This window comes from Limnospira fusiformis SAG 85.79 (genome assembly GCF_012516315.1).
Taxonomy (GTDB): domain Bacteria; phylum Cyanobacteriota; class Cyanobacteriia; order Cyanobacteriales; family Microcoleaceae; genus Limnospira; species Limnospira fusiformis.
On the sequence record NZ_CP051185.1, the window covers coordinates 254,619 to 277,624 of the forward strand.

General features: G+C 45.9%; 21 protein-coding genes and 4 pseudogenes. 13 read left to right on the forward strand and 12 right to left on the reverse strand.

All coding sequences use genetic code 11. From position 1 onward, the window contains the following. Positions 1–50 precede the first annotated feature (50 nt). Positions 51–993, forward strand: a pseudogene (locus tag HFV01_RS01395) (IS630 family transposase). A 267-nt stretch (positions 994–1,260) separates the two neighbouring features. Continuing rightward, a complete protein-coding gene (locus HFV01_RS01400; RefSeq protein ID WP_193520757.1) occupies positions 1,261–1,419 on the forward strand; it encodes a hypothetical protein in 159 nt (52 codons plus the stop codon). Between the two features lie 140 nt (positions 1,420–1,559). Here the strand turns inward: HFV01_RS01400 and HFV01_RS01405 are convergent, their stop codons facing one another. From HFV01_RS01405 to HFV01_RS01420, 4 genes and pseudogenes are all read right to left on the reverse strand, one after another. Further along, on the reverse strand, positions 1,560–2,435 hold the full coding sequence (locus HFV01_RS01405) for an IS630 family transposase (protein ID WP_006623305.1): 876 nt from the start codon (positions 2,433–2,435) through the stop codon (positions 1,560–1,562). A gap of 179 nt (positions 2,436–2,614) precedes the next feature. Beyond that, positions 2,615–3,490: pseudogene (locus HFV01_RS01410) on the reverse strand (IS630 family transposase). A gap of 448 nt (positions 3,491–3,938) precedes the next feature. Then, positions 3,939–4,205, reverse strand: coding sequence for a 50S ribosomal protein L27 (gene rpmA / locus HFV01_RS01415; RefSeq protein ID WP_006615800.1), 267 nt, complete (start codon positions 4,203–4,205; stop codon positions 3,939–3,941). Positions 4,206–4,237: 32 nt separating this feature from the next. Further along, positions 4,238–4,626 (reverse strand): annotated as a pseudogene (locus tag HFV01_RS01420) (zinc ribbon domain-containing protein); the annotation flags it as partial. 927 nt (positions 4,627–5,553) lie between these two features. On the opposite strand from HFV01_RS01420, the gene HFV01_RS01425 reads away from it, so the two are divergent. Both HFV01_RS01425 and HFV01_RS01430 read left to right on the forward strand, forming a co-directional pair. Further along, positions 5,554–5,733, forward strand: a complete 180-nt coding sequence (locus tag HFV01_RS01425; protein WP_071533554.1) for a hypothetical protein — start codon at positions 5,554–5,556, stop codon at positions 5,731–5,733. A 337-nt stretch (positions 5,734–6,070) separates the two neighbouring features. Further along, the gene (locus tag HFV01_RS01430) at positions 6,071–6,292 is read left to right on the forward strand and encodes a hypothetical protein (RefSeq protein WP_193520758.1); all 222 of its coding nucleotides are present in this window, start codon (positions 6,071–6,073) and stop codon (positions 6,290–6,292) included. A 270-nt stretch (positions 6,293–6,562) separates the two neighbouring features. Here HFV01_RS01430 and rplU read toward each other — a convergent pair whose 3' ends face one another. After that, complete coding sequence (rplU, locus tag HFV01_RS01435) at positions 6,563–6,949, reverse strand: 50S ribosomal protein L21 (protein ID WP_006623310.1); 387 nt, start codon at positions 6,947–6,949, stop codon at positions 6,563–6,565. 8 nt (positions 6,950–6,957) lie between these two features. Beyond that, positions 6,958–7,122, reverse strand: coding sequence for a hypothetical protein (locus HFV01_RS01440; RefSeq protein WP_193521352.1), 165 nt, complete (start codon positions 7,120–7,122; stop codon positions 6,958–6,960). Between the two features lie 242 nt (positions 7,123–7,364). Between HFV01_RS01440 and HFV01_RS01445 the strand changes: the two genes are divergently transcribed. The 5 genes and pseudogenes from HFV01_RS01445 to HFV01_RS01465 all read left to right on the forward strand — a co-directional run bounded on the left by HFV01_RS01445 (position 7,365) and on the right by HFV01_RS01465 (position 12,687). Beyond that, positions 7,365–8,239 (forward strand): IS630 family transposase gene (locus tag HFV01_RS01445; RefSeq protein ID WP_193520759.1). Its coding sequence is split into 2 segments (ribosomal slippage): positions 7,365–7,692 and positions 7,692–8,239, totalling 876 coding nucleotides; the frame shifts between segments, so codons are not numbered across the junction. 12 nt (positions 8,240–8,251) lie between these two features. Continuing rightward, positions 8,252–9,214 carry an APC family permease gene (locus HFV01_RS01450; RefSeq protein ID WP_006623313.1) on the forward strand — a complete coding sequence of 321 codons (963 nt, stop codon included), beginning with the start codon at positions 8,252–8,254 and terminating at the stop codon, positions 9,212–9,214. A gap of 35 nt (positions 9,215–9,249) precedes the next feature. After that, positions 9,250–10,893 carry an alpha/beta hydrolase gene (locus tag HFV01_RS01455; RefSeq protein WP_006623314.1) on the forward strand — a complete coding sequence of 548 codons (1,644 nt, stop codon included), beginning with the start codon at positions 9,250–9,252 and terminating at the stop codon, positions 10,891–10,893. 113 nt (positions 10,894–11,006) lie between these two features. Beyond that, positions 11,007–11,615 (forward strand): annotated as a pseudogene (locus tag HFV01_RS01460) (IS607 family transposase). Next, a complete protein-coding gene (locus HFV01_RS01465) occupies positions 11,578–12,687 on the forward strand; it encodes an RNA-guided endonuclease InsQ/TnpB family protein (protein ID WP_231296516.1) in 1,110 nt (369 codons plus the stop codon). The pseudogene HFV01_RS01460 and the gene HFV01_RS01465 overlap by 38 nt, the downstream one beginning before the upstream one ends. 28 nt (positions 12,688–12,715) lie before the next feature. Here HFV01_RS01465 and HFV01_RS01470 read toward each other — a convergent pair whose 3' ends face one another. Continuing rightward, on the reverse strand, positions 12,716–13,006 hold the full coding sequence (locus tag HFV01_RS01470; RefSeq protein WP_006623316.1) for a hypothetical protein: 291 nt from the start codon (positions 13,004–13,006) through the stop codon (positions 12,716–12,718). Between HFV01_RS01470 and HFV01_RS30015 the strand changes: the two genes are divergently transcribed. Beyond that, positions 12,979–13,161 carry a hypothetical protein gene (locus tag HFV01_RS30015; protein WP_071533556.1) on the forward strand — a complete coding sequence of 61 codons (183 nt, stop codon included), beginning with the start codon at positions 12,979–12,981 and terminating at the stop codon, positions 13,159–13,161. The two genes, HFV01_RS01470 and HFV01_RS30015, sit on opposite strands and share 28 nt — an antisense overlap. A gap of 528 nt (positions 13,162–13,689) precedes the next feature. Then, entirely contained in the window at positions 13,690–13,923 is a 234-nt protein-coding gene (locus HFV01_RS01475) for a hypothetical protein (RefSeq protein WP_006623317.1), read from the forward strand. A gap of 52 nt (positions 13,924–13,975) precedes the next feature. On the opposite strand, the gene ilvC is transcribed toward HFV01_RS01475, so the two are convergent. After that, positions 13,976–14,974, reverse strand: a complete 999-nt coding sequence (gene ilvC / locus HFV01_RS01480) for a ketol-acid reductoisomerase (protein ID WP_006623318.1) — start codon at positions 14,972–14,974, stop codon at positions 13,976–13,978. Positions 14,975–16,565: 1,591 nt separating this feature from the next. Here ilvC and HFV01_RS01485 point away from each other — a divergent pair. Continuing rightward, entirely contained in the window at positions 16,566–16,850 is a 285-nt protein-coding gene (locus HFV01_RS01485) for a hypothetical protein (RefSeq protein ID WP_006623321.1), read from the forward strand. 266 nt (positions 16,851–17,116) lie between these two features. Here the strand turns inward: HFV01_RS01485 and HFV01_RS01490 are convergent, their stop codons facing one another. The 3 genes from HFV01_RS01490 to HFV01_RS01500 all read right to left on the reverse strand — a co-directional run bounded on the left by HFV01_RS01490 (position 17,117) and on the right by HFV01_RS01500 (position 21,027). Continuing rightward, complete coding sequence (locus HFV01_RS01490) at positions 17,117–19,012, reverse strand: tetratricopeptide repeat protein (protein WP_193520760.1); 1,896 nt, start codon at positions 19,010–19,012, stop codon at positions 17,117–17,119. Between the two features lie 355 nt (positions 19,013–19,367). Beyond that, positions 19,368–20,240 carry a 6-carboxytetrahydropterin synthase gene (locus HFV01_RS01495; RefSeq protein ID WP_193520761.1) on the reverse strand — a complete coding sequence of 291 codons (873 nt, stop codon included), beginning with the start codon at positions 20,238–20,240 and terminating at the stop codon, positions 19,368–19,370. Between the two features lie 136 nt (positions 20,241–20,376). Continuing rightward, the gene (locus HFV01_RS01500) at positions 20,377–21,027 is read right to left on the reverse strand and encodes a J domain-containing protein (RefSeq protein ID WP_006623328.1); all 651 of its coding nucleotides are present in this window, start codon (positions 21,025–21,027) and stop codon (positions 20,377–20,379) included. Positions 21,028–21,558: 531 nt separating this feature from the next. Here HFV01_RS01500 and HFV01_RS01505 point away from each other — a divergent pair. After that, positions 21,559–22,080 carry a hypothetical protein gene (locus tag HFV01_RS01505; RefSeq protein ID WP_006623329.1) on the forward strand — a complete coding sequence of 174 codons (522 nt, stop codon included), beginning with the start codon at positions 21,559–21,561 and terminating at the stop codon, positions 22,078–22,080. 1 nt (position 22,081) lies between these two features. Here HFV01_RS01505 and HFV01_RS01510 read toward each other — a convergent pair whose 3' ends face one another. After that, positions 22,082–22,552, reverse strand: coding sequence for a type IV pilin-like G/H family protein (locus tag HFV01_RS01510; protein WP_006623330.1), 471 nt, complete (start codon positions 22,550–22,552; stop codon positions 22,082–22,084). Between the last annotated feature and the right edge of the window lie 454 nt (positions 22,553–23,006).

Here is a 23,006-nt window from a genome sequence, read left to right on the forward strand (position 1 = left end):
AAGTACGGTATAATGTATGGCTATTGTATAAGTGATCACAACCAACTACCATGAGCCGTTACTCTTTAGATTTTCGGAAAAAGATAGTAGAAGCCTATGAAAAAGGAGACACTTCTATCCGAAAAGTAGCGAAACGCTTTTTGGTGAGTCCAGACACGGTAAGGCGACTGGTCAAACAGTATCGATTAACGGGAGACTTATCTCCTCGTAAGTGTGGCACTAAAAAGAAAAGCATTTGATCTAAGCATGAGGAAGCCGTGATAGATATTGTAGAAGCCCACCCCGACCTGACCTTATGGCAATATAGTGATAAGCTCAGAGACAAGCTGGGTATAAATGTCAGTATGACCATGATAGATAGATTTTTAAAGCAGCACGATATAAGTCTCAAAAAAAACATACAGGAGCGAAAAAGTAGTAACAGAAGAAGTACAGAAAGCGCGAGTAGATTATTGGTAAAGAATTAGAGATGTGGCTCCTGAAAAGCTTGTGTTTATTGATGAAAGTGGGTTATGAGTAGGGATGAGCAGAGCGTTAGCCAGAGCGACGAAAGGGAAAAAAGTCTATGAACTGCGGAAATCCTATCGAGGTCAAAAAATGACAATAATTGGTGCAATTAAGCTCTCCGGAGTGGTAGCGACTCAAACATTAGAAGGGTCAATGAAAAAAGAGGATTTTCTCCAATTAATCAAGTTAGATTTATTGCCAAAATTAAAAAAAGGAGATGTAGTGGTAATGGATAACTGAAATTCTCATCATCGAGAAGAAGTCAAAGAAATGATAGAGTCAGTAGGAGCCAGGGTAGAATATCTGCCGGTGTATTCCCCTGAGTTTAACCCGATAGAGATGATGTGGTCACAGCTCAAAAGTTTAGTGTGCAAGTTCAGGACGGAGACCATGGAATTATTAGTGAGATTGGTAGAAGTGGCGGTAAGCCTTGTGGATTTACAGTGTTTGAATAACTGGTTTACCAAGTGTTGTTACTGTGCTTAATGATTGAGATAAAGGCTGTAGCTTTCAGTCACATCCTTTCCCCTTAAAGGTATACGCTTACACTTTTCACTACTCGGCAGATTCCTCCTGCTGAGAGCCTAAAAAGGGGTTTAAACGTTCCGTTTATATGGGCATTCCACCTTTAGATTTTTCCTGTCCACCGGGGTACTTTTAAAGGTCTGTGAAGATAATTTCCTCAATTTTCTTCTTTTCCCCTTGCTCTTTTGAGCGCAGCGTGACAACCTATTTCGCTACTTAGCATTTACGATGGTTCAAGCCGGACATTCGGTTTCCCTAATCATGGATGGTTGGCAGTGGTCGCATCTTGGTAGTAGGTTCTACCTCACGCCTTCCGTTCCCCGCTTCAATCCCAGAGTTGTGATTTCTGAAACTGGGGGTGGCTATCGCCGTTACTCTTTCCCATAATCGCCCCAAGTGGGTTTAATACTCCTCCTAGGTATACCTGGACGGTGAATTGCGATTTCTTAAAATGGGATTGACCCTGAGTCTCCTGCCTTGCTTGGTGTAAGTCCAAGCGTTGGAACATATAGCATTAGTCAAGGTGGTTAGGACGCAGCTTTGAGAACGGAATCCATGGCATCATGGAGAGAATCAAACTGCTCAATGCAGTGGCGAATACGGGCTTTCAGCCACGACCAACATTTCTCTATCTTGTTGAGGTCTGGCGAATAAGGTGGTAGATAGAGTAAACGGCATTGAGCTGCCTCCACCAGTTCAGCAATCCGCCCCCCTTTATGAAACGTTGCATTGTCCAATACTAGAGTCTGACCTGGCTTCAATGTTGGAATTAAGATGAACTCCAACCACAACTCAAACACTGTCCGATTACAACAACCCTCAAAGCTAAAGGGAGCTAAGAGTTGTTGATGACACCATGCGGCTATCATACTTACCCTGCCCTGCCTCTTCCCTGATTTGAGTGCATGGAAGCGTTTTCCTTCCTCGCAGTAACCATAAGGGTAATCCGAGTCCTGACTATTCATGGCGGCTTCATCGAGGTAGACCACTTCTTCCGGCTCCATCTGTTCAATCTGAGCCATAAACTCCTCTCGCTGTTGCTTCCAACGTTCTTGGTAGCCGTAAGTTTTTTTTCTGGTGAAGCCAATTTTCTTCAAGGCTCTGGATATGGTGCGAGGAGAGATGTCGTCATCCCAAAGTTCAGCCATTTGAGCGGAGGTTTTGTGGCCATGCTCTTGGGCAAAAGCCTTGAATTTATGCCAGTCGGTAATTTTGTGGTTATTGCCAGGTCGGTGATGAGGTTTAGGGAGGAAGTCTCCGGTCTGTGCTTTTCTTTGCAGCCAGAGATTAATGGTGTTCCTGCTGACATGGAAAACTTGACTGGCTTCTGTTTTGGGCATACCGTCTAGTTCAATGGCATCAATAACTTTTTGTCTGAGGTCGTAACTATAGGGGGCTGGCATTTTTGGTCTTCTTAGTCATCTCGTCCTCTCCATTATACGTCCTAAGTGTTCTGTCTTGTGCTATATAAACAGTTAAGGGGTGGTTGACTCCCCTCTAGGAGGTTATTTCAGGCATTGCAGCCCTATTTCACTCCTAAACGTTTCGCACAAGGGGAATACTATAGCACTAGTCAATACGGTTAGGACGCAGTCTTGAGAACAGAATCCATGGCATCATGGAGAGAATCAAACTGCTCAATACAATGGCGAATGCGGGCTTTCAACCACGACCAACATTTCTCTATCTTGTTGAGGTCTGGCGAATAAGGCGGAAGATAGAGTAAACGGCATTGAGCTGCCTCCACCAGTTCAGCAATCCGCCCCCCTTTATGAAACGTTGCATTGTCCAATACTAGAGTCTGACCTGGCTTCAATGTTGGAATTAAGATGAACTCCAACCACAACTCAAACACTGTCCGATTACAACAACCCTCAAAGGTAAAGGGGGCTAAGAGTTGTTGATGACACCATGCCGCAATCATGCTCACCCTGCCCTGCCTCTTCCCGGATTTGAGGGCATGGAAGCGTTGTCCTTCCTCGCAGTAACCATAAGGATAATCCGAGTCTTGACTATTGATGCCAGCTTCATCGAGGTAAACCAACCCTTCCGGCTCCATCTGTTCAATCTGAGCAATAAACTCCTCTCGCTGTTGCTCATCACGTTCTTGGTAGCCGTAAGTTTTTTTTCTGGTGAAGCCAATTTTCTTCAAGGCTCTGGATATGGTGCGAGGAGAGATGTCGTCATCCCAAAGTTCAGCCATTTGAGCGGAGGTTTTGTGGCCATGCTCTTAGGCAAAAGCCTTGAATTTGTGCCAGTCGGTAATTTAGTGGCTATGACCAGGTGGGCGATTAGGTTTAGGGAGGAAGTCGCCGGTGTGTTCTTTTCTTTGAAGCCAGAGATTGATGGTGTTCCTGCTGACATGGAAAACTTGACTGGCTTCGGTTTTGGGTATACCGTCTAGTTCAATTGCATTAATAACTTTTTGTCTAAGGTCGTAACTGTAGGGGGCTGTCATTTTGGGTCTTCTGTAGATATCCTTGCCATTATACGTCCTAACTGTTCTGTCTTGTGCTATATATTTCGGCATTTAACTCGCTTGTTGTGTACTCGTCTAGCTTAACGCAATTGTTGACCTTTGTCAATCGTTGTTCAGTGAATTGCCTAACAGGAAGAGTCTCTCCAAATCGCACTGTCTTAACCCCTTAAAACTATTTAACGATTCGGTTCTAGAGCCGGGAACTAGCACGCATTCCAGGGTAGGAACTTTAACTCTTGCTCTGAACGTAGCCAGTTACGGCTATAGCTGGTCAGCTATTCTGTTGCGGGAGGCACGAAGCCCCCGTGCTTCAGGCGGGGGTGCTGACTACAATATTTCCCCGAAAACTGAAAAAACCGGACACTTATGGAGTCCGGTTATGGAAAAAATATCTGACGAGGCTGGTGGGAAACCCGCCCTACTATGGCTAGGATGCCACTTCTACGGGATAAACGCTGACTTTCTTGCCGCTTTTCCCCCGGCGCTCAAATTGCACAACTCCATCTACTTTGGCAAATAGAGTATCATCTTTGCCAATGCCTACATTGTTCCCAGGGTGGAACTTACAGCCGCGCTGACGCACGAGGATATTACCTGCACTGACTACTTGACCGCCATAGCGTTTGACTCCCAAACGCTGGGCGTTAGAGTCGCGACCGTTACGGGTGCTTCCTGTTCCTTTCTTATGAGCCATGATCTTCTCCTAATTAACCTGATCTGATACATTTACGCGACATTTTTCCGGTTGTTCCCGGACAATGCGACGATAGCACTATTACCCGTTAAGGTAACAGAGGCGGTATCCCGCAAAGCTTTTAGAAAGATTCCAAAAGCACCGTTCCAGTCCCGTGGTAGAGTGAACCCGCACTCAGGACATCGGAACACTTTTGAGCCACCTAGCTGGGAATGGACATGACCACAGTGAGTACAGGTTTTGCTGGTGTATTCTTCGGTCACATCTACAACTGTTCAGTTATTTCCGCTTGATGTCTCAGGGTTAGTTTGAATCGATAATGCGCCCATGTCAGCATGGCTCGGGCAGTCTTAGACCTGATTAGACGCTTCACCTGACTGGCCATATTGGAAGTCTCGAAGGTGGGCCTAAAAATCAGGCTGTGTTATGGGATGGTCAGGGATGCGACCCAATCAACCAAGGGGTTGAAGTCCTCACCGGGTAGTTATTTCGCCCATTTCAGCTCTATTTCATACCCGAAGGTCTCGCAGTTATGGGCGAAAGGGAAGTCGCCTTTCCCAACTCCAATTCAAAACCGTGCTTGATACTTTCACATCACACGGCTCCTAGTGTAGATACCCTATTGTCACAAGGAACAGGGTTACAAACCCCCGCTTTATGATTCCGACTTTTGGAACTTATTAATACGACTCGTAGTCTTTAAACTCGCTCACGTCATATTATTCCTACTTGCCGCCGTCTCTATATCCACACCGTGACTAGTGGGCATATCCCAACCATTACAGTTAGGCATTGGCTTTCAGTAACATCCTTTCCCCTTATAGGGTTAGGGGTCGAGAGTGAAGTCACCTTCACCCTCTCCCATTCAGAACCGTGCTTGATAGTTTCGCATCACACGGCTCCTGGTGTGGATACCCTATTTGTCAAAGGAGCAGAATCAAGAGACCTGCTTTCTACTTCGATGTTCAGAGCTATATGCACCACGTAGTCTTTAAACTCGTCCTCGCCATGATACTCTTACTGACCGCAGTATCTATATCCCCACCGTGACCTGTGGGCATATCCCAACCATGACAATTGGGCTTTAGCTTCTGGTCACATCCTTCACCCTCTAAGCATGCGCTTACATTTTTCACTACTGCCTTGTGAATAGCATTACTCACTGGTTTATAGGCAGAGCATTAGAGGGGTTACAACGTTCCGATTATATGGGCATTCCATCGTTAGATTTGTCCTCTCCGCCGGGGTACTTTTAAAGGTCTGTGTAGGTAGTCGCACGAACCCCCTACTTTTCCCCTTGCCCTTTTGAGCGCAGCGTGTCAACCTATTTCGCTGCTAGTGTATTACGATGGTTCAAGTCGGACATTCGGTCTTCCTAATCATAGATGGTTGGCAGTGGTCGCGTTTTGGTAGTAGGTTCTACCTCACGCCTTCCGTTCCCCGCTTCAATCCTGGAGTTATGATTTCCAAAACTGGGGGTGGCTATCGCCGTTACTCTCTACTCCCTGATTTCTCAGTTCGTTTATGACCTTGAGTTCCCTGCCTTGCTTAGTTCCCTAAGCGTCGGGACATATAACCAGTTATGAGGATAGTCAGGAGAGGTCTCCTTATATCCAGATTCGGAGCTGGAATCCTCACCGGGTAGTTATTTCGGGCATTTCAGCCCTATTTCATACCCGAACGTCTCGCACCATACGCTTACACTTATCACTACTCCACAGGTACATCCTGCCGAGAGCCTAAAAAGGGGTTTAAACGTTCCGTTTATATGGGCATTCCATCTTTAGACTTGTCCTTTCCACCGGGGTACTTAAAAAGGTCTGTGTAGGTGTTGTATGGAAAACCCTACTTTTCCCCTTGCTCTTTTGATCGCAGCGTGGCAACCTATTACGCTACTCAATAATGACGATGGTTCAAGCCAGACATTCGGTTTCCCTAGTCATGGATGGTTGGCAGTGGTCGCATTTGGTAGTAGGTTCTACTTCACGCCTTCCGTTCCCCGCTTCAATCCCAAGGTTGTGTATCCTGAAACTGGGGGTGGCTATCGCCTTTACTCTCTACTCCCTGATTTCTCAGTTTGTTTATGACCTTGAGTCCCCTGCCTTGCTCAGATTTCTCCAAGCGTCGGGACATATAAACAGTTATGGGATGGTCAGGGATGTGAATCCCTTATATTCCACCAAGGGGTGGAAGTCCCACTAGGAGGCTATTTCGGGCATTGCATCCCTATTTCACTCCTAAACGTCTCGCACCCATACTTGGTATTGTAGCGCATCGCCCTAATTGGTTCAACTAATCTGCGATTAAATTAAGCTCTTATAATTCTAGTTTGCTTTAGTTGAGGACCAACTCCCAATTTATTCTGCTGTCGCGGCCTGGGGTTCTGAGGTTGGGTTTTCTGACTGTTCGCGACTGGCCAAAACTTCCCCGTTGAGAGTAATTGAATCAATCATCAATCGGGTTACTTCTTGGCGGTGGCCACGTTTTTTGCGGGTTTTCTTCTTGGGTCGCATTTTATATACAATAACTTTGCGATCGCGGAAGTGCCGCACAATTGTCCCCTCAATGATCGCCCCAGCTACTAGAGGCTGACCGATATGGACGTTACCATCATGCTGAACCAGCAGCACTTTCTCGATGGTTAGTTTTTCATCTTGATCTACTGGTAGCGATTCAACATCGTAGAACCTACCCGGTTCTACCCGCACTTGTTTACCGCCCGTTTCAATAATTGCGTAAGTCATGGAATTGCTTAGTAAAGTTGCCGTACAGGTAGCCAACAGTAGACGATCGCCTGTTTGTTTATGGTTGCCATTTCCACAAGGCGCGATCGCTCACCACTAGCATTTAGCAATATCTGAACCTGATCCGAGCCAGATTTAGACAGACAATCTCTTATTATTTCATATTCCATCACTGTTTGTCAAGCACCATTAACCCTATACCAGCAATTCTCATTTTGGAAATTCAACTGCTATCGGGTGGGATGTCTAACTCGAGACCCTCAAGCATAAAGGTCAGAAGGTGGTCCCAACTGTCGAAGTACAGTCTGGGTAAGCGCGCGCAAATCATTAAAGAAGGTTTGGCGGGTAGGTATAGCACAAGACAGAACACTTAGGACGTATAATGGAGAGGACGAGATGACTAAGAAGACCAAAAATGCCAGCCCCCTATAGTTACGACCTCAGACAAAAAGTTATTGATGCCATTGAACTAGACGGTATGCCCAAAACAGAAGCCAGTCAAGTTTTCCATGTCAGCAGGAACACCATTAATCTCTGGCTGCAAAGAAAAGCACAGACCGGAGACTTCCTCCCTAAACCTCATCACCGACCTGGCAATAACCACAAAATTACCGACTGGCATAAATTCAAGGCTTTTGCCCAAGAGCATGGCCACAAAACCTCCGCTCAAATGGCTGAACTTTGGGATGACGACATCTCTCCTCGCACCATATCCAGAGCCTTGAAGAAAATTGGCTTCACCAGAAAAAAACTTACGGCTACCAAGAACGTTGGAAGCAACAGCGAGAGGAGTTTATGGCTCAGATTGAACAGATGGAGCCGGAAGAAGTGGTCTACCTCGATGAAGCCGCCATGAATAGTCAGGACTCGGATTACCCTTATGGTTACTGCGAGGAAGGAAAACGCTTCCATGCACTCAAATCAGGGAAGAGGCAGGGCAGGGTAAGTATGATAGCCGCATGGTGTCATCAACAACTCTTAGCTCCCTTTAGCTTTGAGGGTTGTTGTAATCGGACAGTGTTTGAGTTGTGGTTGGAGTTCATCTTAATTCCAACATTGAAGCCAGGTCAGACTCTAGTATTGGACAATGCAACGTTTCATAAAGGGGGGCGGATTGCTGAACTGGTGGAGGCAGCTCAATGCCGTTTACTCTATCTACCACCTTATTCGCCAGACCTCAACAAGATAGAGAAATGTTGGTCGTGGCTGAAAGCCCGTATTCGCCACTGCATTGAGCAGTTTGATTCTCTCCATGATGCCATGGATTCCGTTCTCCAAGCTACGTCCTAACCACCTTGACTAATGCTATATATTTGGTTAGAGCGACGAGAACTAGAAAGCGCCTGGGGAGATATCCGTCAGGGAATTTGGATGGCTTTGGTACGCATGGGAGTGTTCCAACTGAGTTACACCCCAGACACCAAAAACTGGCGACCCCATATCCTCACCTTTTCCGGTGCGCCCAGTAAACGCTGGCTCTTAGTAGAATTAGCCTCCAGCCTCAGTCATAACCGTAGTTTATTTACTGTTAGTACAGTTTTACCCAGTGGAGCCAGGAACCAAGCCCAACGTAGTGAGATGGAAACCACTATTAGAGAGTATCTCAATAAACGGGGGATTCGGGGCTTAGTGCGGGTGATTATGGCTCCTGATACTTTCAGCGGAGCCCAACAACTCATCGAGTCCTATGGTATTGGTCCTTTAGTACCCAATACAATTTTATTAGGAGATTCCCAATCCCCTGAACGTCGAAAATCATATTGTGAAACCCTAGTACATTTTCACAAAACCGCTCGTAGTGTACTTATACTAAGAGATGAATCAGATCGGGGATTTGGCGCGCGACAGAAGATTGATCTCGGGTGGGGGGGTCTTAATACTAATGGAGGCTTGATGCTAATTCTGGCTTATTTGCTGCGGACGAGTCTGGAATGGCGCGGAGCCGAAATTAATTTAAACTTAGTTGTACCCGACGAAACAGCAGCCGTAGCAGCCCATACCAATTTGGCTAAAGTGGTTGCACAGTTACGCATTGGGGCTAAACCCCAGGTGATTGTGTCTCAAGGACAACCTTTCCCGGAAATTCTACGGTCTTCCTCTCAGGATGCCGATTTGGTATTTTTGGGTATGGCTACCCCCAAAGAGGATTTGCAGTACAGTAAATATTACGAGGGACTCCAGAAAATGGCTACGGGATTACCCGCTACAATTTTTGTGTTAGCTGCTCCTGATTTTGCCTTCTCTGAGGTGTTACAAAAAGATTAGGTTCACTTTTTTTTCAACCAGTAGTCTGAGGTGTTATGGGGCTGAACTTTCAATGGTCTAGGTTCAAGTTAGCTGTACTTTCGGCGATCGCATTGGGGACTCATATTGCGATCGCTACCCCAGTGAAGGCAGCAGAAACAATTATAGTTCGCCAAGGGATTATGTCTCTCTCTCTGGCAATCGAAGATTTAGAAACATTAGCCAACACCGGAAAAGTTCCCCCCGGACTCCGAGGTTATGAGCTGTTTCTGTCCCCCCAACAAAAACAACAAGTCCTGGGAGTCTTAAATTCTCAAGTAGGTATCCCACCCACCGCCGTCAGCAATTTACTGACAACCCAAATTGGCGAAAACATCCTTGACGAAATTGCCACCATTACCCGCACTCAGGACCCCCAAACCCGAGGCGCAGACATTAAAACCGCCCTATTAGAAGCAGCCGAAAGCGAGTCTGGGTTATCAATACTAGGGTTTTTACAAAGCTACCCTAACCCAGAATTGAGAATTGATATCGATGTCGCCTTTGATGTATTTAGTCGCCTCAACCGTTCTTTTTGGCAGACTCAGCAGTTTATGGTGGAAATAGTCCAACAATTAGGACCCACAGATGCTAATTTAACCCTCCCCCTAGACCCCACCCAACCGGGTCCTCACCAAGTGATCACCACTACCCATACTTTTGAGGATACAGCCAGAAACCGCACCATTGATGTAGATATTTACTGGTCAGAAGCCGTAACCAGCGATCGCCCTGTGGTACTGTTTACCCATGGTCGCGGTTCCGTTCGCAATGAATTACAATATGTAGCCCGCCACCTAGCATCTCACGGCTATGCTTTCGTCACCTTAGAACATCCCGGGAGTAACCAGACCTATATTAACCAAAATCTGGCAATGCAACCACAGGAGTTGTTAGAACGTCCCCAGGATATTAGTTTTGTTCTCGATCAGTTAACTCAACTAACGCAAACTGGTGGAGTTATAGAACGTAGCCTTAATCCTAACCGCGTTTTAGTGATTGGTTATTCCCTCGGTGGTGGTACAGCTTTAACTATAGCTGGGGGAGAGTTTCAACTCGACTCCCTACGCCGACGCTGTCAGCAGGACGCAATCACTTTAAGTTCAGGACAAATTACCCAATGTATCGCCACTGAACTACCAGGCGATCGCTATCGGCTATATGATCCCCGCATTAAAGCAGCGATCGCCCTTAATCCTACCGCATCGTTGCTTTTTGGTGAAACCGGACTAACTCAAATCCGAGTTCCCACCCTCATTTTCTCCACCTCCGCCGATAAACTCACCCCCGCCTTATCCGACCAAATCGCCATATTTCCCCAAATTCCCGCCCCCAAATGGTTAGTTGGGGTTTTGGGAGGAACCCACCTCAGCGCCAAAGACCCCGATTTTGTCTTAGATCAATCCCGCGTTCCCAGGACACCCCTATCTGGTGATGAGGTAGCAGGTATCGCCGCCGCCGATATCCAAAACTATGTAAAAGCCTTTACCCTAGCTATGGCTGCACAACTGACACCAGAAGCCGAAAAATATCAAGTTTTTCTTACCCCAGAATACTTTGAGTTTATTTCTACCGATGCCTTTCCAGTGCGGCTACTCACGGAAATTCCCGAACCCATGCAGGTCCTGGTTGATTCATTTCTGGAAAACCAGTTACCGTGAGATATTCCCGACCCTGACTCTACCCCCACGAGGGGAGCATGATTTAATCTCAAATTAGGTTAATATTTTAGGGCAATATGGTATAAGAAGCGAGAAGAGTTGAGGATAAACCTATTGCCAGATATGTCAAACCCAAGGAAGCGGCCCAAATCCTTGGAGTCCATGAAAGAACACTCCGCAGATGGGACGAAAATGGCTCAATCGAGACCATCAGAACCCCCGCTGGGCAACGACGATACAACGTTGAGTCATATACTGCTGCCAAATCAGGCAGTGACAAACGCAAAGTCGTTATCTATGCCAGAGTTAGTAGCCGCGCCCAGCAGTCCGACCTCAACCGACAGGTGGCCGCACTGTCCAACCTCTACCCCGAAGCAGAAGTCGTCTCAGAAATCGGAGGCGGGCTCAACTTCAAGGGAAAGAAAATGCTGGCCTGACTGGGACATCATTTGTCAGGAGATGTCCGCATGGTTGTCATTGCCCACCAAGACCGATTGGCAAGGTTTGGATTTGACTTGTTTCGATGGCTCTGTGAGCAAAACAGGTGCTCACTCATGGTTCTCAACCAGACAAGTCTCAGTCCAGAACCAGAAATGGTTGAGGACATCCTCGCCATCCTCCACTGCTTCAGTTCCCGATTATACGGACTGCGTAAATATAAAACTCAGGTCAAAGAAGATCCGGATTTACCCCAGCCCGGAGCTAAATCAAGTCTGGCGTAAATGGCTGGCTGCTTGTCGGTATTGCTACAACCAAGCAATTGCATTATCTAGGAGTGGTAAACGACTAAGCAAGTTAAAGTTACGCAATAAAGTGATGCAGAGCGACTTGCCTGCATGGGTCAAAGAAACACCCGGCCATATTCGGCAGAATGCTATCTTTGATGCCTATCTCGCCTTTTCAGCCAGTCCTGGCGCCAGGTTTAGGAGCTGTCGGGATAGTTCTCAAGCCATCAAGTTTAACAATGCTAATTTCTCTTCAGGGAGTTGGTATCCAAGACTAACGAAAGGATTAACTTTCATGGTTTCCGAAGCTATCCCTAAAACTTGCGGGCAAGGGACTCAGTTGGTGTTTACCAAAGGTCGATGGTTGGCGATTTTCCCTGAACCAGTTGCCGTTACCCCAACTGACGCTACTGGCGTAATTGCATTAGACCCGGGCGTCCGAACTTTCATAACTGGGTTTGATGGTTCACGATTTCTGGAATTGGGCTCCGGGGATATTGGAGGCATTACTAGGCTATGTCAACATTTGGATGATTTGATGAGCCGAATCGCCAAGGAACCCTGTCGTTCAAGAAGGCGACGGATGAGGCAAGCGGATCAACGAATGAGAACCAAAATCCGCAATCTAGTTGATGAAGCCCACAAACAAATTGCTCACTACTTGACTCACAACTACAGTATAATTTTTCTGCCGACCTTCGAGACTTCCAACATGGTTGCCAAGGTGAAGCGTCTAATCAAATCCAAGACTGCCCGCGCCATGCTGACATGGGCGCATTATCGATTCAAACTAACCCTGAGACATCAAGCCGAGATAACTGGAACCACAGTTGTAGATGTGACGGAAGAATACACCAGCAAAACCTGTACTCACTGTGGTCATGTGCATTCCCAGCTAGGTGGCTCAAAAGTGTTCCGATGTCCGGAGTGTGGGTTCACTCTACCCAGGGACTGGAACGGTGCTTTTGGAATCTTTCTAAAAGCTTTGCGGGATACCGCCTCTGTTACCTTAACGGGTAATAGTGCTATCGTCGCATTGTCCGGCCATAGCCGGATAAATGTCGCGTAAATGTATCAGGGGGCTTTCCGGCTAACAGCTAAACCTTACCAAAATGGTAGCTAGTGTGAGCCCCATTAGGGTAGAGAAAAGTGCAAACCACAGAGACATCAGGGTTATAAGTAATTAGCATCTCTTGCAATTTCATCTGTTTCCAATCGGATAGCATGGAATCAAGACTACTCATGGGACGATATTGGAATTGCCATTCTTCCAACTCTGTCGAGTTATTCTCCAACTGGCGCAACAGCACCACTGTTCCTTTTTCCCCACTGTTTTTATAGCCGCGATCGCCGATTTCCGATATTTTATCGGCATTGGCTTCAATCACGTAAAACTCCTGGGAGGGTTGGAAGCTCCGTGATTGATCACGGAGAGGAAAACCGACTCAAGCGGCTGACCGCCGCCAGCACCCCCTTGCGGGGTGGAGGGGTATGGTTGCCCCTCCATGGAGCTATGGTTGGCTCCGACTCCCTTGCGGGGTAATGTTTGCGCTTGCGCTAACGCGCACGCTGCGCGAACGCCAATGTTCAGAGTCGGTACTATCCAAATCGCACGTCCTTAACCCCTTAGAGATGTTTAACGATTCGGTTCTAGGGCCTGGAACTAGCACGCATTCCCGGGTAGGAACTTTAACTCTTGCTCTGAACGGAGCCAGTTAAGGCTATAGCTGGTCAGCTACCTGAAAGGGGGGCACGAAGCCCCCGTGCTTCAGCCGGGGGTGCTGACTGCAATTTGTTGTTCGGGAGTTTCTAAAACATCAGCCATAGTAATTCGCGATCGCCTCATCAGATCATCGAAGCCTTGCCCCTGGTAGGACTTAGGCTCGTAAACCCAGCCAGCACTGACCGTGCGGGGTGCTGAAAGGTTAACATAGAACTATCATCAGGAAACCCGAAACCGGAAACAGGGAAGAGGCATTCCTGGCATCTACCGTGAGATATAGTACATTGGCTATATCTATATTCCACCAATGTCAGTAACCCCACTAAATCTTAGCCCCAATCAGTTAATATGACTCCTAAAAAAATTCTCGGGCTGATAGTGTTCGCCCTAATTGTTACCTTTATTACCTCTGCTGATGGTTTTACCTTCCTACCCGACCCAGTGCGGGGCGCTAGTAAAACCAGCCGCGAATTTTTAATTGGGCTGGTTCCCGACTGGCTAACCCCCCGTAATTTCAACGAAGAACGGGAAAGGGATGTCGAACAGTTACAGAATACCACGCCAGCCAATAGCGGTAATTAAGGCAAAAAGTCAGCCGAGCAATAACTGAGGGACTCTCTCCCCCAGAGTATCATTAGGCTTTCTTTTTCAGCCAGCTAAACATCGCCCGCAGGTCATGACCAACTTCTTCGATAGGATGTTCGGCTTCCTGGCGGCGCATGGCGGTAAACCCGGCTTTACCAGATTGATTTTCTAACACAAACTCCCGCGCAAACTGACCTGTTTGGATCTCTTTGAGGATCTGACGCATTTCTGCGCGGGTCGCATCTGTAATTACACGGGGGCCGCGAGTATAATCTCCATATTCAGCCGTATTGGAGATACTATCGCGCATTTGAGCCAAACCACCCTCAACCACTAAATCTACAATCAGTTTCACTTCGTGGAGGCATTCAAAATAGGCTAATTCCGGCTGATATCCCGCCTCTACAAGGGTCTCAAATCCAGCTTTGATCAGCGCACTTAAACCACCACAGAGAACCGCCTGCTCGCCAAATAGGTCGGTTTCTGTTTCTTCCCGGAATGTGGTTTCTAAGATGCCACCACGAGTGCCACCAATACCTTTAGCATAAGCCATAGCGCGATCGCGGGCTTGTCCTGACGCATCTTGATAAACCGCAAACAGACAAGGAACCCCCTGTCCTTCTTCATATGTACGGCGCACCAGATGTCCGGGACCTTTGGGCGCTACCATGATCACGTCTACATTCTCTGGGGGGACAACTTGACCAAAATGGATATTAAACCCGTGGGCAAATGCTAGGGTTTTGCCTTCGCTGAGATTGGGTTCGATTTCGTTTTTGTAGACGGTTTTCTGCACTTCATCCGGCAGCAGGATCATAATTAGGTCGGCAATTTTAGCCGCTTCATCTACCGGATAAACTGTTAAACCAGCATCTTTGGCTTTAATGGCTGACTTACTCCCCGGATATAGCCCGACGATGACGTTCATGCCACTATCTTTAAGGTTAAGGGCATGGGCATGGCCTTGGGAGCCATAACCGACAATTGCAATGGTTTTACCTGCCAATAGATCTAGGTTGGCATCGGCATCGTAGTACATACGGGCCATAATCCGGGTTCTCCTTTTCAAGTCGTGTGTAAGGGGTACTTGCAAAACTTAAATCATATCATGGTTGCAGACCTAGTGGCATATATAATCCTGGCTACTATTTTCGTGGCTACTCAAAGCCGTCACCTGATAGCTTGGACAGATTTATCATAGATTTCGGGCAGAATACCCCATCCTTCTTGCCAGGTGGGGATGAATGCCCGACCAATATGCTCAATCCGATAGCACAATATACAAAACTGAACTTAACTTTTTGAATCCAATTCGATTGGCTCTAGGGTTCAAAGATTTCGTGATTACGTCTAAGCGGCAAAAATTCCCTAATCCTCGTTATTTTCAAGGTTCATTAAGACGCTGAACCATTCGACAAAGGAGGCTCAGTCGAAAATTTAAAGACTCTAATCACCGCGATAATAGAGGGTTAGACTGGCTAAAATTTACGCAAAAATGGCTAATCAACGATTAAATATCCCATAATAATTAGTCGCTAATTAAGGTGCGATAACCAAGCCATTTGTTACGAATACTTAAACAGTAAAGCCATGGTGAATCGGGATTTTGCTGAATATATTGTAACGTTTTTAGAATACCAATGGGAGTTATAAGGCTGCGAAATTTACCGAGCATATAGATTTTCAATTGCCCAAAAATATTCGATTAATGGGTATATAAAATAATATTTAACTCTATCAAATAGAGAAGGAAATTGTCCGTAATGCCATACATCTCATGATAGAGAGATTAATGCTTGTCTAAACCTTTGGCAATTTGCCGAGTTGAAAAGAGGGCAGGAAGTGTGCGAATCTACGCCTAACCAGACAGTTAAAAGGCGATCCTATCAAGAACGCTAGTTCTTGAGGGTAGGAAGCCCGACCCTCAACGTGGTAGTGTGGGGTACTTCATGTAAACATCTTTTACAAATTGTTAAATATCCGGGATCAATCTTGTTACATCATCTTAAATAGGCGATCGCTCAAAACTCTTGCCAACAGTAACTTAGGGTTTTTTTTGCTCAAATTTTGGCCGGGATTTGTTATTAAGTCTTGTATCAGGGTCTTGCTGTGAAGGGCAAATCTGAGTTTCAATTAGAAGTATAACCAACCATTTGCGGGATGGGAGTTGTTAAAGCCTCCAACCCAGAGTCAGCACCCCCGGCTGAAGCACGGGGGCTTCGTGCCCCCCTTTCAGGTAGCTGACCAGCTATAGCCTTAACTGGCTCCGTTCAGAGCAAGAGTTAAAGTTCCTACCCGGGAATGCGTGCTAGTTCCAGGCCCTAGAACCGAATCGTTAAACATCTCTAAGGGGTTAAGGACGTGCGATTTGGATAGTACCGACTCTGAACATTGGCGTTCGCGCAGCGTGCGCGTTAGCGCAAGCGCAAACATTACCCCGCAAGGGAGTCGGAGCCAACCATAGCTCCATGGAGGGGCAACCATACCCCTCCACCCCGCAAGGGTTCAACCTTTACCAACCCCGCAGGATCTACGCTTATGGCTATCGAATGGGCAATTTCGGGGGTATTTAACCCGGCTCAATTGCTGCTCCTATCCCAACCCACCCACAAGGGGATGGTGTTTCTCGGAGGAAGATCATGAAAAAACCTTCACAGTTGACACGGCTGATTTGGGATTTCTATCGAGAAAACGAAGCCGAATTGCAACAGCTTAGACCCTTGGGACAGTGTAAAGTCTATAGGCGGTGGGGTGTTTTGCATATTCAGTGCGTGAACAAGGACATCGCAGAGGCTGTGAAATCTTCCCGATCGCTAATTCAGGAACCTGTTGTTCTGATGCGACTGGCTCATAAAATTAAAATATCCGTTAAGAATACAACGGTGGCTGTGTTTGATGTTAATTGGGACACTATCATTGCCTAGAACCTTTTGGCAACCCATAATCTAGTCCCTACGGTCATCGGATTGTAGGGACTTTGTTTTTTTCACAATTTTTTCTCAAATTTCCCGGAGTGCTTCATCTGTGACGGGAATAGGAAAAAGTAGATGCACCCTGATGGTTTTCCCCTGGCTTCGGCTGGGGGATTTTTTTGCCAAATAGTGGACGGTTGCCAATTTTAAGGCGATCGCCACCTTAACCGAGCGATCGCCTTCACCAACATCTCAAATGATCAGCAGCTTTCCATCTATTAGGTGGGAACAGGTGAGAAACCATTATTATCACCTATCGATTGAGAAGCATTAGCCGATTTTTTGCCGTTGCGTAAATCCTTTTGAATGGAGATAGCTTTTCCCAAAGAAGCGATCGCCTCCTGATATTTTTTCAGTCGGGACAATAAAGCGCCCCTGTGTCGCCAACTTTCCGCATGATCTGGCTTTAAAGCAATCGCCGTATCAAAACAAGCGATCGCATCATCATGTTGTTCCATTTTCTCTAAACAGATTCCCCGTTGACACCAAGCCTGATAAGCATCTGGCTGTAAAGCAATCACCCGATCCCAATTAGCCAGCGCCTGTTCATACTGTTTTAAAGCCGTTAAAATCTCACCTCGCCCCATCCAAGCCTCATAGCTATCCGATTTCAGGCTAATCGCCCGATCATAACAAATCACAGCCTCTTCATAACGTGCTAATTTTACCAAAACTCCCCCCTGAGAAATCCAAAGTTCTGGCTCCTTAGAATTCAGAGATATCGCCTGTTCATAGCAAGATAGCGCCTCCGAATATTGATGAATATGACATAAAGCCATCCCTCGATTTGCCCAAATATCAAACTGACCTGGATTAATTTGAATCGCCCGATCATAAGATGATATAGCTTCCTGATAGCGTTTTAATTGACTTAAAACATTACCGCGATTATGCCAAGTTTCATAATGATTGGCTTCCAGCCTAATCGCCCGATCATAAGAATCCAAAGCCTGCTCATACTTCTGAAATTTACGCAGTAAAGCCCCCCGATTGTGCCAAACCGCATAATCATTAGGCTCAATCTTTAACGCCTGATTATAGGCTTCCAGAGCCGGGGAATAGCGTTTTAACCGCACCAAAACATTACCCCGATTATACCAAGCATCTGAGCGCTGAGGCTGAATTTTTAAAGCCCGATCATAACACTCCAAAGCCTGCGAATATTGTTGTAGGCGCACCAAAGCATTACCCTTTTGATACCAAGCCTCATCTAAATCAGGGTTAATTTCCAAAGCGCGATCGCAAGCTGCGATCGCTTGTTTATATTGACGTTCATTAATTAACGCTTCCCCCTTTTTGAGGAAATCATCCGCAATTAAAGGCTGAGAAGTGGGGGGATGCTTAGGAGGTAATGGATGATTAGATGTAGATTTCGAGGGTAGTTGAGACATAGGCGGCGCAGGAACTGGTACCCCTGGCGGCTCCACCTGTTCCATTGTCTGATTTCTATAATTTTGCAGCTCCATCATCATCTCTTGTACCTGTCTCAGATACTGTAGCTTCAGATGTTCTAGTTCTTGAATAGAAGCCTTAGAAGCCTCAACCTCTTTTCTTAAAAACTGAATATACTTTTGTGCTACTCTCACCTGAATTTCTAAATCTTTAACCAATTTTTTAGATTGATAATTAGAAGATTTTAGTTGTGATTCTAAACCATCAAACTTATCTAATCTTTTGTTAGTTTCCGTCACCAACTCTCGAATCACCAAGCGCCGCACTAACCAGAAAAACATCAAAGTTAAAGTGGGCGACAAAGTAGAAATTAACAGCAAAGTATTAAGTAATATAACCGTGTAGCCAAATTCAGAAGTACCCACAGAAGGACTCACCTTCGCCACTGACAAAGCTGGGGAAGCTGAAGCTATAAATACCACCTCATCTGTTGTTAATGATGAATCCTCGGCTAATTCTGGCTGACTCCAAGTTTCCGGGGCGCTAACAGTCGCAGTAAGTTCAGCTTGGCTAATTTCGATATCAATTTCATCAACCAAATTTTCCGTATCAGAAACCGGATTATAACTAGATGTTACATTAGGGGCAGCAGTTGCCTGATTTACCGATTCGTTAGCTGCAAGCGCAGTCAGAGTCAACAGTGTTAGGGTCGATAGCCTCATGGATATAACTCACTCTTGCTTGATGATTAGGGGGATGGATAACGGATAGCTAAATAGTGACTCCCCCCCCCGGTTTAATATCCTTTAAACTCAGGGAGAGTGTCTTAGCTAGTTCATAATTACAACCCAATTTTTACAGGTCAGGAAATTGACAGTTATAATCTAGGGAGTTCAGGATGGGTGAAGACGAGATCCTGTTCCTAACCCATCATCAAAGTTCCAGGTAGCAATGGCAGCCCCGACCCTCCGGGAAAAACTATGGGTTCGGATTTTATATAAACATCAAAAAAAGCAGGCAAAATACCTGCTTTGTCTCTGGAAAAATTCAGCTAATTGATATCCGTTGGGATATCCCTTATACACCTACTGCTACCGGTTCTCGATTGGCGGCGAGATGGGGTTGGTGTTCCGATGTTGTGCAGTATACCTCACAGGAATTGTTAGGGCTTTCAATCAACTTGATTTTATGGAGATGCGCTCCTAATTCATCAATGGGATTTTGCAGCAAGTCACGGATATAAACCGCAATATTTTCAGCCGTTGGTACTACCTTAGCAAAGTAGGGGATATCTTTGTTGAGGAAAGTATGATCGAAGGGTTCAACCACATAATCATCGATCGCCTTCTGCACAGCCCCTAAATCCGCAATCATACCCGTCCGGGGGTCAATTTGACCACGAATAGTCACTTCTAGGTGATAATTGTGTCCGTGACCGTGAGGGCGGGCGCATTTGCCATAAATTTTGGAGTTATCCTCATCACTCAGGAGAGGGTGAGCTAGTCGATGAGCCGCGCTAAAGTGGGTGCTGATGGTTAGATATGCTTCCATGGAGTTTCCTTGATAATCTGCCCAAAGTTGGGGGTGTTCAAATAGTTGAATGTTGGTTAGGGGTAAATGGGGGGCTAGACGATGCCAGATTAAATAAGCCAGAAATTCAGTTGTGGGTAGGGTGTCCTGAAATTCCGGCCATGCTTCATTCAGGAATGAAAAATCTAGAGGTTCGGTAACTTCACTTCTGATGGTATGTTTGACGTTCGACAGGTTAAGTACCATGCCATATTCGTCTAGTTCCCCCACCATTGAAACATACAGGACATAATTATGGCCGTGACCGGGGGCGCGGGCTGTTTGTCCAAATTTGGCAAAATTTTCGGCTTCGCTCAGTTCTGGCAACCAGTAACGGTGACTGGCTGAAAACTGGGCGCGACGGGTGATCAGGCATTGCATAAATGCAGGTTAATTTTTGCTTGTTAAGTTCTGTTAACTAATGTAGTCGGTTTCGGAATTTTTTTCAACCTCGATCCCGATGGTATGATGATCTGCTCAAGAAATTATGGCGATCGCTCTCTGGTTAAAGGACTGGTTAAAGGAATTTATGGATTTGGTCTTGGGCTTCTTGACGTAAGCGATCGGCAATGCGGAAAAATTCCTGGCCCGCGTGTAGATAGGATTCGTCATAGTTTAGGGTAAACATATTTAATTCTTCAATACCATCACCAATATGATTCAGACAGTAATAAAGATGCGCCGCCACTCCCGCAATATTCGCCGGGTTGGGAGCCGAACGAAATCGAGTTTGGCTTTCAGCTAGGATATCTCTACAGGTTTCAATATATGCTTGGAAATCTGCCATTAATTCATCATCAAAGGGGTCGCCGGATAAGTTATCTATTTCTTGTTTAAAGGGTTGAAAAATTCGGTCAATATTTTGATTCACAGGTCTATAGACTTCCTGCAACCATTGGTCTAGATCAAAATCTTTAGACCGCCCTTGTGGCTTAGGTTTACCTGGTCGGTTGGGGCGGCTTAGGCTGCGGTCATAATTCTGGCGTTTCTGGGGATCACTCAGCACTTCATAGGCTTGATTAATCCGAATAATTGTATCGTGATTGGCTGTTTCTTCCTGACTGTCTGGATGGAATTTTTTGGCTAATCTCCGATAGGATTTTTTGATATCGGTTTGACTGGAATGGGGGGCAACCTCTAAGATTCTATAGTAATCATCAGTGGGCATAATCTTTTCATGGTGATAATGATAGTTTAAAAGTTGCTAAAATTACCTGGTCTTTAGCTATTATATCAAGTGATGCAGCCCCGGCTATCTCTAGTGGCAATCATCATAATTAACCACATTGTCATATTTAAACACCCAGAAATTATTAGATGTCTGAAGTATTTTATACATAATAGCTGAATTGTATCATCAATATCTAGCCATCTTTTCGGGCCTTCCTTCACGTCGCTGGCCCTGGAGGACTGAGGGCCGACTACAGCCATCTGGTTTCTGGGTTAGGGGACTCAGCAATGGTCTCCTATCACCTATATTTATGCTGATGCTCCAAGTTATCTGGGTTAATCAAATATTAATTTATCCTTGAATCCATCTCCCGGATATCATTTGATGTTTTTTGTCAACCCCCCAAGCGCAGGAATATTATCATCTTTTGGCATATTTTGCTATTAACAACAATCTGTTAAAATTGTAACGGAGAGTGGAATATATCCCCAAGACTAAAACTCGCCAATTCGTCAATGAGGAAAATATATGAGTAGACTGCGTAAAATTCTCGCTGGGGCCGGAATTGCTACCGTCGGTGCTATTGGTACTAAGATGGCTGTCGATTATTTCCGCAATCGCAATAAAGAAGAAGTGGTTGACGAAACTGAAGATGATGTCGAGGAAGAAGAACTTCCGGCTGAACAAGTTAGCTATGCTGTGGTTCAGGATGATTCACTTCAGGAATTCCTTGATGCGGCTTTTGGTGCCCCCGGTCGCTATGTTCCTACCCGTCCTTCTAAGGTTTTCTCCTATCACGGGGAAGAGTATATGGTGGTTTGGACTTATGATAATGATAAGTCTAAAAATCAAATGTTGGCGTTTAAATACACTGATGCCGGACGGAAGATGATCGCTAGTGTTGGATACACCAGCGAGAAGACTGATTATAACTTGACTGGTTTGGATCAAACTGAATTTGCGATCGAGGTTAATGGCGAAAAAATCACTTCTGGTCAAGGGGAAACAGACGGCACAGATGATGTGGATTTTGTTCCGGTAACTGCCTAGATTAGCGTACTGGACTAGATCCGGGAGGACATTTTAATCCTTGACTAGGTACAGGGGTTGAGGATAATAAGGGGGGTACTTTAGATGGTGTGTCCGTTTGGCACAGGTTCGCCATCAAGACCACCCCTCCGTCGTTTTTTCCTACTGTCATGACACCACTATAACTACGCAGGTCATCGGTTTTGGCTGTGGCTGTTATGAAGACGGTTTGAGCCGTTTCGCCTTCGGTTCTAATGGCGTATTGATAACTATCGGTTTCCAGATTTAAATTACCAGATAGACCGTGAAGGGAACTGGCAAAATAACCTTGATTTTGATAATATGTCTGCTGTCCCAAGGCGATCGCTTTCATCATCAAAGGAGCGCGATCGCTGCTTCGCCACCCTGGTATATCTTCCAGGACAGATGAAAAATCCACCTGACAACCGGTTAAAACGATAGGAGCCAAAAATATCAAATATTTCCACATCATCTGAGTTTCCTTGACTTAACGCGATGCTAGACCTCACTACAAGGCGATCTGGCTTGATTCCTGAAATTCATCAGAAATCACAATTGGCTCGGAGATGGTTTCATGGGTGGCTAACCGCAACCTTTGGACAGTCCCGGAGATGACTATATGAGTATTTACTCATGGGGGCTTGACGGCGATCGCACCTCTGAAGCGATCGCTACTCGCATAATTATAGGTAAACTACCTTCAGGGAAGTGGTAGTGTCCTGGGGGATAATATGCGATCGGAGCTAGGGATTGTCCCAAAAGTGCTAAAACTTGGCGATCTTAGTTGAGGCTTTGGGTAGGATCAGCACCTATCGTTGGTAACCAGCTAACAGGCTACCATGGGCTGTGTCAACCGAAAACTATCCGATTATGATTGATATAGCCGGGGTCTGACGCAGCCTACGCCACCAATATCGCACTAAGCG